5 protein-coding genes, 2 tRNA genes and 3 rRNA genes are annotated in these 13516 nt (G+C 53.9%); 9 read left to right on the plus strand and 1 reads right to left on the minus strand.

Annotated elements, in window-relative coordinates; translation table 11 throughout:
* Positions 1 to 101: 101 nt before the first annotated feature.
* From ZBT109_RS02845 to rrf, 8 genes are all read left to right on the plus strand, one after another.
* Positions 102 to 935: a MipA/OmpV family protein gene (locus tag ZBT109_RS02845; RefSeq protein WP_027705551.1), complete on the plus strand. Its 834-nt coding sequence runs from the start codon at positions 102 to 104 to the stop codon at positions 933 to 935.
* A 20-nt stretch (positions 936 to 955) separates the two neighbouring features.
* Positions 956 to 2134, plus strand: a complete 1179-nt coding sequence (locus tag ZBT109_RS02850; protein ID WP_169734011.1) for an efflux RND transporter periplasmic adaptor subunit — start codon at positions 956 to 958, stop codon at positions 2132 to 2134.
* Positions 2131 to 5208 (plus strand): efflux RND transporter permease subunit, encoded by a 3078-nt coding sequence (locus tag ZBT109_RS02855; RefSeq protein WP_027705553.1) that lies wholly within the window; start codon positions 2131 to 2133, stop codon positions 5206 to 5208. Before ZBT109_RS02850 ends, ZBT109_RS02855 begins: the two co-directional genes overlap by 4 nt.
* A gap of 504 nt (positions 5209 to 5712) precedes the next feature.
* Positions 5713 to 7252: ribosomal RNA gene (locus ZBT109_RS02860) — 16S ribosomal RNA — on the plus strand.
* A gap of 108 nt (positions 7253 to 7360) precedes the next feature.
* A tRNA-Ile gene (locus tag ZBT109_RS02865) sits at positions 7361 to 7437 on the plus strand.
* Between the two features lie 9 nt (positions 7438 to 7446).
* A tRNA-Ala gene (locus tag ZBT109_RS02870) sits at positions 7447 to 7522 on the plus strand.
* A gap of 344 nt (positions 7523 to 7866) precedes the next feature.
* A 23S ribosomal RNA gene (locus ZBT109_RS02875) occupies positions 7867 to 10766 on the plus strand.
* Between the two features lie 123 nt (positions 10767 to 10889).
* Positions 10890 to 11005, plus strand: a 5S ribosomal RNA gene (gene rrf, locus ZBT109_RS02880).
* The 16S, 23S and 5S rRNA genes sit together here with 2 tRNA genes alongside, the layout of an rRNA operon.
* A 358-nt stretch (positions 11006 to 11363) precedes the next feature.
* Here the strand turns inward: rrf and ZBT109_RS13710 are convergent.
* Positions 11364 to 11516, minus strand: a complete 153-nt coding sequence (locus ZBT109_RS13710) for a hypothetical protein (RefSeq protein ID WP_156934024.1) — start codon at positions 11514 to 11516, stop codon at positions 11364 to 11366.
* A gap of 709 nt (positions 11517 to 12225) precedes the next feature.
* Here ZBT109_RS13710 and ZBT109_RS02885 point away from each other — a divergent pair.
* The gene (locus ZBT109_RS02885; protein ID WP_027705642.1) at positions 12226 to 13410 is read left to right on the plus strand and encodes a BaiN/RdsA family NAD(P)/FAD-dependent oxidoreductase; all 1185 of its coding nucleotides are present in this window, start codon (positions 12226 to 12228) and stop codon (positions 13408 to 13410) included.
* The last annotated feature ends 106 nt before the right edge of the window (positions 13411 to 13516 follow it).

The raw sequence follows: 13516 nt of genomic DNA on the forward strand, positions 1-13516 counted from the left end.
TCCGCTTTTTCTTCATCGAATATTGATCCTTTCTTAGGCCCCCCTTGCCAAGGCGTTGGTGTACTGCTTCTCCTCTACATTCCTCGCGAGGAGCAGTACGAATGACTACACGCCGCTTCAAGGCCCCTCTGCGTGCCGTGCTGTCCGTCATGGGACTGGCATGCGCATGCGTTTCTCACGCCAGTCAAACCGAAGAAACCGTGCCCGAGGCATCGCGCAGCCTGTGGGGAGATAAGACCACCGTTGCCGTTGGCTTAGGCACTGTCGTTAGCCCTCGCTATATGGGCTCTCAGCAGACACACGCGCTGCTGCTGCCAACCCTCAGTCTTTCTCGCGGAATCTTCTTCGCCGATTCGACGCGCGGTATCGGTGCTGAATACATGAATGACAGCGGCTTTTATGTCAGTAGCGCTCTGGCCTATGACCCCGGTCGCAAAGACCACGATAGTTCATGGCGAGCCGGTTCAGATCGCCTGCGTGGCATGGGCGATGTGACGGGGGCCACTACCGCTGATCTGTTGCTCTCTCAGGCCATCACTTCATGGCTAGCGGTCAGCGGCGAAGCCGAATTCCGTGTGGCAGGTTATCACCGAGGTAACCGCTATCGGTTTGGGTTAGAAAGCACGCTGTTCAGCAGCTCAACCGATACGGTGACGCTTGGTGTCAATGCCCACATGGGGGATGGCCGCTATAACCGCACCTATTTCGGGGTGAGCGAGCAGCAGGAACGTCGCTCGAGCTTCGAGCGCTTCGATACCAAATCTGGCATCTACGCCTATTCCACCTCTCTGGACTGGCAGCACAGCTTTAACTCCCACTGGACCCTGCTGATGGGCGCCAATCTGATGGCGTTCAGCGATCGCGCGCGTCACAGCCCCATTGTGGAAAGTGGCACTGGCGCTGCCGGATTCGCCATGCTGGATTACACGTTCTAAGACGAATGCGGTGGCTAACGATGATCTCCTATGGGAAATGTGGACGGCATGCGTGGTGGGCAATGGCGCTGGTGATGGCGCTGGTGATGGCGCTGGGTGCACAGGAGAAGGTGTGGGCGGAAGAACCGCCTGTACCGCTTTCCGCCCAGCGCGTTGAAACCCAGTATGCACAGGCACGCACGATGGCTCGGCGGGTGACGGCCTCTGGGCGCTGGGTAGCGCGAGAAGAGGTAACGGTGATGGCACCGCTGGACAGCGTGCGTGTACGTGAAGTGCTAGCCGATGTGGGTATGCGAGTGCAGCAAGGGCAGGTGCTTGCACGGCTCGAACGCAATGCATTGTCCGCCCAGCTTGAGCAGTCCCAGCAGGGCATCCAGCGTAGCCGTGCTGAACAAGTGCATGCTCAGTCGCACATGAAGGAAACGGCATCGGCGCTTGAACGCGCTCGTCGCCTGCAGCCTGACGGAGCGATCAGCACACAGGAACTGGAAGCGGCCACTGCTGCTTACGCCAGCGCTCAGGCAGAGTATGAGCAAGCACAAGCCACAGTGAAGCAGATGTGTGCCCAAACGGAGGCGGCCCGTATACAGCTAGCGCATGCCGAAGTGCGAGCGCCTGTCGCGGGGCTGATCATCCAGCGACAGGTACAGACCGGTGCGCTGGTCAATGCGCAGACCCCTCTGTTTACCCTAGTGCGCGACGGTGATCTTGAGTTCAGTGCACAGGTGCCGGCCTCCGTGCTGCCGGACATTTCGGTTGGAATGCCCGCCCAGTTGTCCTTGCCATCATGTCACCTGCCTGGGCAAATCAGACAGGTCGCTGCGGTTGTAGATAGCGATACGGGGTATGGAGAGGTGCGCATCACGGCAACCGATGGTGCACTGTCACGGCTGCGAGCGGGTACGGCAGGCAGCGTTCAGCTGTCCTTGGATGAGCGCCAAGCGCTGGCGCTGGATGCGCGTGCACTGCGCTACGGCAATGATGGTCGCTCTACCTATGTATTCGTTGTTGGTGCGGATCAGCGCGTCAAACGCGTGGATGTCAGCACCGGTGGGCGCGATGGCGAATGGGTCGAAATCAGTCACGGCGTGACGCCTCAGGATACCGTCGTATTGGCCGGTGCCGCTTTGTTGTCGGAAGGGGAAAGGGTCGAAGGCGTACCCGCGGCTACTCATACCACCACGAGTGTGCAGCCATGACACAAGGACTATCTTCTTGGGCGATTCGTCACCCGATCCCCACCATCGTGTTGTTCTGCGTACTGACGCTGGCGGGTGTTATGGCTTTCCTGCGCTTGCCCGTGAATGCCAACCCACCGGTTGCCTTTCCGCTGGTCAGCGTTGCCGTCGTACAGCCCGGTGCCGCCCCTTCTGAAATCGAATCGGAGATAACCCGTCGCGTCGAAAATGCGCTGACCGGGCTGTCAGGCGTGCGTCATATCGAGTCGACCGCCAAGGCCTCTGAAAGTGACACCATCGTTGAATTTCAGCTGGGAACGGACCCCGATCGCGCGGTCAGTGATGTGCGTGCTGCCATTGGAGAGATCCGCGGTGAACTGCCTCAGAACATACCCGAGCCGGTCATTCAGCGCGTGGATGTCGAAGGCGGGGCCATGCTTCAGTACGTACTAGAAGCCCCAGGGCAATCTTCTGCCGCGCTATCATGGTACGTGGATGATACCGTCCGCCGAGAGCTTTTAGCCGTACCAGGTGTCCAGCGCGTCGCTCGTTTTGGCGGCGCCACGCAGGAACTGCGTATTGAACCGGACCCCGCTGTGCTGGCGCAATATGGCATGAGCATCGAAACGCTGAATGCTCAGCTGCGTGATACTTATGCCAACGTGCCGGGCGGCCATCTGGAAACGTCCGTCCAACGGCACACCATTCGCGTACAGGGGCGGCAGGCACGGCCCGATACACTAGGAACCTTACCTATTGCGATGCCGGGTGGCCGTTGGCTGCCGCTGGGTGAACTGGCGCGCATCCGAGAAACAGTCACCGAACCCTCTGGTTTTGCCCAGTTCAACGGTGAGCCTGCAGTAGGATTCTCCATCTGGCGAGGAAAGGGCTACAGCGATACCCAAGTTGCCGAACGTGTCGCCGAGCGGCTGCAAGCGTTGCAGGCTCAACAGCCGGGCATCGTCATGCATGAAGTGACCTCGACGGTGGCCTATACCAGCGCCAGCTACAGCACCGCCATGCATACCCTTGTGGAAGGGGCCATACTGACAATCTTGGTGGTCTTCTTGTTCCTGCGTGACTGGCGTGCAACGGCGATTGCTGCCATTGCCTTGCCGCTGTCGATTCTGCCCGTGTTCCTTGCCATGTTATGGCTGAACTTCACGCTTAACAGCATCACCATGCTGGCACTGACGCTGGTCATTGGCATTCTTGTTGACGATGCCATCGTCGAGATTGAAAACATAGATCGCCATATCCATATGGGGGAACGGCCCTACCGCGCAGCGTTGCATGCTGCGGATGGCATCTCACTGGCTGTATTAGCCACGACACTGACCATCGTGGCGGTCTTCGCACCAGTAGGGTTCGTGCCCGGTGTCATCGGCCAGTATTTCCGCCAGTTTGGCTTAACCTCAGCCATTGCCGTGCTGTGCTCGCTGCTGGTGGCTCGTTTTCTGACGCCGCTGCTGGCAGCTTATTTCATGCGTGCGGTGCCTGCATCCACGGTACCCGCTTATAAGGATGAATCACCGAAAGGCGGGCTGATGCAGCGCTATGTCAGTATGCTGGACCTCGCCTTGCGGCACCCGTGGAAAACGCTGGCCGCTGCCACTGCGCTCTTTGTCGCGTCGATATGGGTAGGGGGTACTTTGCCGAGCGGTTTCCTTCCCGCCAATGACGCCAGCCTGTCCCAGCTGCGCGTCACGCTATCGCCCGGCAGCTCGGGTGCACAGGCTCAGCAGCTGACGCAGCGCATCACCGATATCCTTCGTGCGCATCCGGCAGTCAAGCATGTGCTGGTCATTGCCGAATCACCTGATGACGCCAGCTTCAGCATTACCCTGTTACCGCGCGATCAGCGCCAGCTTTCGCGCAAAGCGTTTGAGAACGATATCCGTAGCCGACTGGCCGCTGTACCGGATACGCGTTTCCAATTCCTAGTGGAAGGCAATAGCGAAGTTTCGATTATGCTGGTAGGGCGCGATGCATCGGCATTGGAAGCCGCCGCTCGCAGCGTGGCCAATGACATGCGCCGACTACCACAGCTGGCGAACGTGCAGATCAGTCTGGCGCCTGTACGACCGGAATTGCAGGTACGCCCCCGCCCCGACGATGCTGCACGTCTGGGCGTCAGTACCACCGCTATTGGTGACGTGCTGCGTACGGCAACGACGGGTGAGCAGGATGCCCAGTCGGCGCACTACAACATACAGGAGCGTCAGATACCGTTGCGTGTCCGCTTGTCCGAACGCGATCGCTCCGATCTGGATGTGCTGGGCAGTCTGCGTATTTCAAGCCTGACGCATGAAAAGGGCGTACCGCTGTCCGCCGTTGCCGATATCCAGTACGGCGAAGGTCAGGCGCGTATTGATCGCCATGATCGCCAGCGTCGCATCAGCATCGAAGCCAATCTCCAGTCTGCATCACTGGGCGAAGCACTGGATGCCGCACAGCTGTTACCGACATTGCAGCACCTGCCCGAAGGTGTGCAGCAAGTGACGTACGGCGACGCTGAGTATATGGATGAAATGTTCGAAAACTTCTCGCTGACGATGGTGGCCAGCATTTTGACCATGTACGCGATTCTGGTGCTGTTGTTTCGCAGTTTCCTGCAGCCGCTCACGATTCTCTTCACGCTACCGCTGTCACTGGTTGGCGCTATTGCGGCCCTGTGGCTTATTGGTGCCGCACTGGATCTACCGGCCATCATTGGTCTGCTGATGTTGATGGGGATCGTGACCAAGAACGCGATTCTGCTGGTCGATTTCACGATAGAAGGGCTTCGTGATGGGCGTTCGCTGCACGATGCGCTTAAGCATGCCGGTATGATGCGTGCACGCCCTATCGTGATGACGACGGTAGCGATGGTGGCAGGGATGGTACCTGCTGCGTTGGGATTTGGCGCCGACTCAGGCTTTAGAATCCCGATGGCAACGGCTGTCATTGGCGGTTTGGTCACCTCTACGTTGCTGAGTCTGATTTGTGTGCCGGTCGTCTTTGCTCGCATGGAAGCCATACGGGAATGGCTCGGCCCGCGTCTGGCTCGACTGACGACGGTAGACCCCGACGATCTAATAGAAGAGGGGAGATAAGTCGCTCTGGTATGACGGCGATGCCCCATTGCCTGATAAGCCGTTAACTTATGGCGCCTTTTCTTCGTTAGGCGCCATTTCCTTTTCTGGACGCGCTGCATTACTCATCTTGCGATGGGGGTGAAAAAGCCCTTGCCAACCCCGGGTGATCTCTGTAAAGTACGCCCTCGCTGCCAGGGCAAACGCCGGGTGGCACGGAAGCTAACCTCTTGTAGGTCTTCGCTTTTTTTGAAGAGGTTTCAGTTGAGATAGCCGTATCGTCTCCTGAAATAATCGCCAAATCGGCGGTTGACAAAATCTTCAGGAAATGTAGAATGTGCTTCCACTTGCTGAGCAGCAAACGCCGCTCGCAAGACGCTCTTTAACAAGATGATCAGGCAATTTGTGTGGGTGCTTGAGGTTTTCGAAGTGAATCATCATTTCGAGCATCAAGTAACTCATCGATTCAATGAGTTGTTTCGATACTCGAGCCGGATTGGTCACCTAATGACCAATGAAAGATTTAAACTGAAGAGTTTGATCATGGCTCAGATTGAACGCTGGCGGCAGGCCTAACACATGCAAGTCGAGCGGCAGCACGGGAAGCTTGCTTCCTGGTGGCGAGCGGCGGACGGGTGAGTAATGCATGGGAATCTGCCCGATAGTGGGGGATAACGTGTGGAAACGCACGCTAATACCGCATACGTCCTACGGGAGAAAGGAGGGGATCTTCGGACCTTTCGCTATCGGATGAGCCCATGTTGGATTAGCTAGTTGGTGAGGTAATGGCTCACCAAGGCAACGATCCATAGCTGGTCTGAGAGGATGATCAGCCACACTGGGACTGAGACACGGCCCAGACTCCTACGGGAGGCAGCAGTGGGGAATATTGGACAATGGGCGAAAGCCTGATCCAGCCATGCCGCGTGTGTGAAGAAGGCCTTAGGGTTGTAAAGCACTTTCAGTGGGGAAGAAAGCCTGAGACCTAATACGTTTCAGGAAGGACATCACCCACAGAAGAAGCACCGGCTAACTCCGTGCCAGCAGCCGCGGTAATACGGAGGGTGCGAGCGTTAATCGGAATTACTGGGCGTAAAGGGCGCGTAGGCGGTCTGTTAAGCCAGATGTGAAAGCCCCGGGCTTAACCTGGGAACAGCATTTGGAACTGGCAGACTTGAGTGCAGGAGAGGAAGGTAGAATTCCAGGTGTAGCGGTGAAATGCGTAGAGATCTGGAGGAATACCAGTGGCGAAGGCGGCCTTCTGGACTGACACTGACGCTGAGGCGCGAAAGCGTGGGTAGCAAACAGGATTAGATACCCTGGTAGTCCACGCCGTAAACGATGTCAACTAGCCGTTGGATCCCTTGAGGATTTAGTGGCGCAGCTAACGCACTAAGTTGACCGCCTGGGGAGTACGGTCGCAAGACTAAAACTCAAATGAATTGACGGGGGCCCGCACAAGCGGTGGAGCATGTGGTTTAATTCGATGCAACGCGAAGAACCTTACCTACTCTTGACATCCAGAGAACTTTCCAGAGATGGATGGGTGCCTTCGGGAACTCTGAGACAGGTGCTGCATGGCTGTCGTCAGCTCGTGTTGTGAAATGTTGGGTTAAGTCCCGTAACGAGCGCAACCCCTATCCTTATTTGCCAGCGATTCGGTCGGGAACTCTAAGGAGACTGCCGGTGACAAACCGGAGGAAGGTGGGGACGACGTCAAGTCATCATGGCCCTTACGAGTAGGGCTACACACGTGCTACAATGGCGAGTACAGAGGGTTGCGAAGCGGCGACGTGAAGCTAATCCCAGAAAGCTCGCCTCAGTCCGGATCGGAGTCTGCAACTCGACTCCGTGAAGTCGGAATCGCTAGTAATCGCGAATCAGAATGTCGCGGTGAATACGTTCCCGGGCCTTGTACACACCGCCCGTCACACCATGGGAGTGGATTGCACCAGAAGTGGCTAGTTTAACCTTCGGGAAAACGGTTACCACGGTGTGGTTCATGACTGGGGTGAAGTCGTAACAAGGTAGCCGTAGGGGAACCTGCGGCTGGATCACCTCCTTAAACGTAAAATGATCACCTCGTGATCTTAAGTACCCACAACAAATTGCCTGATCTTGATAGAGCGAAGTACTGCAGGGGATATTCCCTGGCCGTGCGCAAGCAGTTGCCGGGTCTGTAGCTCAGTTGGTTAGAGCGCACCCCTGATAAGGGTGAGGTCGGCAGTTCGAGTCTGCCCAGACCCACCATTATTATATGGGGCCATAGCTCAGCTGGGAGAGCGCCTGCCTTGCACGCAGGAGGTCAGGAGTTCGATCCTCCTTGGCTCCACCATCTGACTGTCTTGATGGCCGGTTACCCAGTACTTAGTTTAGTGATCTAGCTTCTAGTCACGAACCAATCTTCATTGCCTGATGATTGATTATTAGAGAGTGTAATAATCAATACCACATCATGTGATGCATGTTGTTTCCTGACTGTAAGCTTCTTGCTCGCAGTATTGCTCTTTAACAATGTAAATCATGCTGATGCCAAGTCCAATGGAACGCCGTCAGATTTTACTTCCTCGGAAGTAGCATCCGATAGGCCGTGACATTGGCAAATGAGATACGTCTCAAGCGTATCCGGCGAAAATTGTTTTCGTTTGAATCGTGATCTATGACTCTTTCGGGTTATATGGTCAAGCGATTAAGCGCACACGGTGGATGCCTAGGCAGCCAGAGGCGATGAAAGACGTGATAGCCTGCGATAAGCATCGGGGAGGTGGCAAATGACCTTTGATCCGGTGATCTCTGAATGGGGAAACCCACCCGTCATAAGACGGGTATCCTTACCTGAATACATAGGGTATGGAGGCAAACCGGGAGAACTGAAACATCTAAGTACCCCGAGGAAAAGAAATCAACCGAGATTCCCCCAGTAGCGGCGAGCGACCGGGGACTAGCCCTTAAGTCTTAGTTGTATTAGCGGAAGTGTTTGGAAATGCACGCCATAGTGGGTGATAGCCCCGTACGCGAAAATGCAATTAAGGTGAAATCGAGTAGGTCGGAGCACGTGAAACTTTGACTGAACATGGGGGGACCATCCTCCAAGGCTAAATACTCCTGGCTGACCGATAGTGAACCAGTACCGTGAGGGAAAGGCGAAAAGAACCCCAGTGAGGGGAGTGAAATAGATCCTGAAACCGTGTGCGTACAAGCAGTGGGAGCAGACTTGTTCTGTGACTGCGTACCTTTTGTATAATGGGTCAGCGACTTATTCTCAGTAGCGAGCTTAACCGTATAGGGGAGGCGTAGGGAAACCGAGTCTTAAATGGGCGACATAGTTGCTGGGAATAGACCCGAAACCGGGCGATCTATCCATGAGCAGGTTGAAGGTTGAGTAACATCAACTGGAGGACCGAACCGGGATCTGTTGAAAAAGATTCGGATGACTTGTGGATCGGAGTGAAAGGCTAATCAAGCTCGGAGATAGCTGGTTCTCCTCGAAAGCTATTTAGGTAGCGCCTCATGTATCACCGCCGGGGGTAGAGCACTGTTTCGGCTAGGGGGTCATCCCGACTTACCAACCCGAGGCAAACTCCGAATACCGGTGAGTGCAGCATGGGAGACACACGGCGGGTGCTAACGTCCGTCGTGAAAAGGGAAACAACCCAGACCGTCAGCTAAGGTCCCAAAATCTTGGTTAAGTGGGAAACGATGTGGGAAGGCTCAGACAGCTAGGAGGTTGGCTTAGAAGCAGCCACCCTTTAAAGAAAGCGTAATAGCTCACTAGTCGAGTCGGCCTGCGCGGAAGATGTAACGGGGCTCAAACCAAGTACCGAAGCTACGGGTTCAACACCTTAGTGTTGAGCGGTAGAGGAGCGTTGTGTAAGCCTGCGAAGGTGTGCTGTAAGGCATGCTGGAGGTATCACAAGTGCGAATGCTGACATGAGTAACGATAAAGGGAGTGAAAACCTCCCTCGCCGGAAGACCAAGGTTTTCTGTTCGACGTTAATCGGAGCAGAGTGAGTCGGCCCCTAAGGCGAGGCCGAAAGGCGTAGTCGATGGGAAACAGGTTAATATTCCTGTACCAGACAGTACTGCGATGGGGTGACGGAGAAGGCTAGGTGAGCCAGGCGACGGTTGTCCTGGTGAAAGTATGTAGGCTGAGCAAGTAGGCAAATCCGCTTGCTTAAAGTCGAGATACGAGACGAACTGATTCCTCGGACTCAGGAAGTCATTGATGCCACGCTTCCAGGAAAAACCTCTAAGCTTCAGGTACTGTGTGACCGTACCCCAAACCGACACAGGTGGTCAGGTAGAGAATACCAAGGCGCTTGAGAGAACTCGGGTGAAGGAACTAGGCAAAATGGCACCGTAACTTCGGGAGAAGGTGCGCCGGCGTAAGGTGAAGAGACTCGCTCTCAGAGCCCCAACCGGTCGAAGATACCAGGTGGCTGCAACTGTTTATTAAAAACACAGCACTCTGCTAACGCGTGAGCGGACGTATAGGGTGTGACGCCTGCCCGGTGCCGGAAGGTTAATTGATGGTGTTAGGACTCGTCCGAAGCTCCTGATCGAAGCCCCGGTAAACGGCGGCCGTAACTATAACGGTCCTAAGGTAGCGAAATTCCTTGTCGGGTAAGTTCCGACCTGCACGAATGGCGTAATGATGGCCACACTGTCTCCACCCGAGACTCAGTGAAATTGAAATCGCTGTGAAGATGCAGTGTTCCCGCGGCTAGACGGAAAGACCCCGTGAACCTTTACTATAGCTTCACACTGGATGCTGATGTTGTCTGTGTAGGATAGCTGGGAGGCTTTGAAACTGTGACGCCAGTTGCAGTGGAGCCAACCTTGAAATACCAGCCTGACATCATTGGCGTTCTAACTTGCTACCGTTATCCGGTAGAAGGACAGTGTGTGGTGGGTAGTTTGACTGGGGCGGTCTCCTCCCAAAGAGTAACGGAGGAGCACGAAGGTACCCTCAGTACGGTTGGAAACCGTGCAGTGAGTGCAAGAGCATAAGGGTGCTTGACTGCGAGACAGACACGTCGAGCAGGTACGAAAGTAGGTTCTAGTGATCCGGTGGTTCTGTATGGAAGGGCCATCGCTCAACGGATAAAAGGTACTCCGGGGATAACAGGCTGATACCGCCCAAGAGTTCACATCGACGGCGGTGTTTGGCACCTCGATGTCGGCTCATCACATCCTGGGGCTGAAGTCGGTCCCAAGGGTATGGCTGTTCGCCATTTAAAGTGGTACGCGAGCTGGGTTTAGAACGTCGTGAGACAGTTCGGTCCCTATCTGCCGTGGGCGTTGGAAGTTTGAGAAGAGCTGCTCCTAGTACGAGAGGACCGGAGTGGACGAACCTCTGGTGTTCCGGTTGTCACGCCAGTGGCATTGCCGGGTAGCTATGTTCGGACGGGATAACCGCTGAAAGCATCTAAGCGGGAAGCCCCCTTCAAGATGAGACTTCCCTGGGGCCTTGAGCCCCCTAAAGGACCCTCGAAGACTACGAGGTTGATAGGCACGGTGTGGAAGCGCAGTCAATGCGTTGAGCTAACGTGTACTAATGGTCCGTGAGGCTTGACCATATAACCCCAAAGGGTTATAGACACGATCCGAAAACAACGGATACGCGACGAGACGATCTCGGCCCAGCATGATTTACAGATTTAGGTTGCGGTGCCTTAGGCATCGAGACCGAACCGAATACGCTTGACGACCATAGCGAGCGGGTACCACCTGATCCCATGCCGAACTCAGAAGTGAAACCGCTCAGCGCCGATGGTAGTGTGGGGCTTCCCCATGTGAGAGTAGGTCATCGTCAAGCATCTCTACTGAATACCCCCGGCCAGCAATGGTCGGGGGTATTTGCTTTGGGAGCTAGGGGCCAAGGCAGCAGGCTAAGGTTGCAGACGAGTGATAACGGCCGTGCCCGCCCTCGTCGCCGTGGCTAAGAAGCGCAGATGAGTGGCCAGAACCAAGAGAAGAAGAGCGGCAGCGTAACCCTAAGGCCCTGCCTCCAAAAACGGCAGACACCTCAGTAACGCACCGCTCCATCGTCTGCCGATCGCTCATCTGTCCCAAACAGCCAACAGCTACTAGATGCCGTCATGAAAATACCCCGATGATCCGCTACTCAGGCCATCATCGGGGTGTTTAGTTATCGCAAGACGAATGCTGCAGCTCTAGCCGTAGCAAGCGTACGCGGGTGTCCAGAAGTGTGCCTCAAGGCGTTCCTTCAAAGGCGTACTATCTCGGCCTTCGGTCACGCCTTCTTCAACGGCTTGCTGGGCGACGGCCTCTGCGATGCGCAGGCTTACCTCTTTTATATCCTTCAAAGCGCCTACGCTGCTGCTTTACGGTCCGTTTGTTGATGGATCCCGCTTGGCATAACGCCTCAACACGCCCTTGCTTTGTACTCTTATCTTTTCTCTTTATGGCGAGTGGCATCACTCAAAGCTTGCTGCGCTAGGACAGGGCACCTTTATCGTCTCCTAGGCCTTGGTGATGTCGGCGTGTCTGTAAGGTAGGCTATCTGCTGCAAAGAACCTGATCCATTAGAAGCTCGGGGTTCGGGCAAAAATACCTTGGGCTGTAGTGCCACATTTACTGAGCTCCGGCTTCATTTGCTCTTATTTTTGTACTATCAAGATAATAGGGTCGCGAGCTTATGTCAGAAAGAATATTTACCATTTACTTTTCTCTACAGACACCTCCTTAAAATTTTTTAGCCTTGTATTCTTCTTATACCACTACTTAAAGCACTCAGATAGCACAGATAATATATTTGGTATGTTAATTGTTAGTGTTATATTTTTATTTTTTATATCTAATTTTAATTTTTATATGTTATATTGATTTTTAGTTGGTCGATTATTTTTGTTATCACTTGTTTTTGTATCTATTGGCTTTTTATTTTATTATGATATGTTGTGTTAAATGGTTTTATTGATAATAAATTACGTTTATGGTCTATCTAAACATTGGGTGTCTGAAAGAATAAGGTATACTTGCTGTCACTAGTGATACGGCGATTAAGGTTGGCATATGGATACTCAGTGGGATGTGGTTGTTATCGGGGCGGGTGCCTCTGGAATGATGTGTGCCGCTACTGCAGGTTATCGTGGTAAGAACGTGCTGTTGCTCGATCATGCAAACCGGCCTGGCAAAAAAATTCTGATGTCAGGTGGTGGGCGCTGTAACTTTACCAACCTTAATGCTACCCCGGAGGATTATCGCTCCCATGATCCCCATTTCTGCATATCAGCTCTGAAGCGTTATACGCCCTATGATTTTCTCGAACTCGTGGAGCGTCATGGTATTGACCATGTTGAAAAAGCGCCTGGGCAGCTATTCTGCAGTGACTCGGCAAAGCCCATCGTTGAGATGTTGACCACGGAGTGTGAGTGGGCTGGTGTTGCTTTACGGTGCAGTGTGAGCGTTGATGCTGTAGTGCGTGATGGAGAGGGCTTCTGTCTTGAAACTACAGAAGGACAGTTGCGCACGAAAAAGTTAGTCATCGCAACAGGTGGCTACTCTATCCCTACCCTTGGGGCAACGGGCTTTGGTTTTGAGCTTGCACGTCAGTTCGGGCTAAATGTATGGGATACTCGCCCGGCTCTGGTACCGTTTACATTGACCTCACTGTGGAAAGAGCGCTTTGCTGCCTTGGCTGGGCTAGCCACTCCCGTTGATGTTCAATGTGGTGATGCGATAGTTCGAGGAGATGTGCTTTTGACTCATCGTGGTATTTCAGGTCCTGCTGTATTGGATATCTCTGGTGATTGGGTACCAGGGCAGGCTTTGAAGATTAACTGGTGGCCAGACGGTGTTCTCTATGATGATCTGATCGAGTGGCGAGACACGTCCCCTAGAAAGTCAGTGGTGACGATGTTATCTGAACGTTTGCCTAAGCGTTTGGCTCAGGCGCTTGTCCAATGGTTTTGTGAGAAAGATACGATACTGGCGGAATGTAGTAATGCTTATTTGAAGCAGCTTAGCAGTGCTGTTCAAGAATGCGAGTTGAAACCTGCGGGTACGGAAGGGTGGCGTACGGCGGAAGTGACATTGGGGGGAATTGATACCCGTCTAATTTCATCTAAAGATATGAGTGTTAAAACCATTCCCAATCTTTATTTTATAGGTGAAGTTCTCGATGTTACTGGACGGTTAGGTGGGTTTAATTTTCAGTGGGCGTGGGCTTCTGGGGTGGCGTGTGGGCAGGCTATATAATTGCTAAATATGATGAAAGAGGGCTGTAAAATAGGAATTTTTACAGCCTTACTGTCAATAAGTAATTGTTTATACATAACCATGAGATGCCTGTGATTTATATTTG

This window comes from Zymobacter palmae (assembly GCF_003610015.1).
Lineage (GTDB): Bacteria > Pseudomonadota > Gammaproteobacteria > Pseudomonadales > Halomonadaceae > Zymobacter > Zymobacter palmae.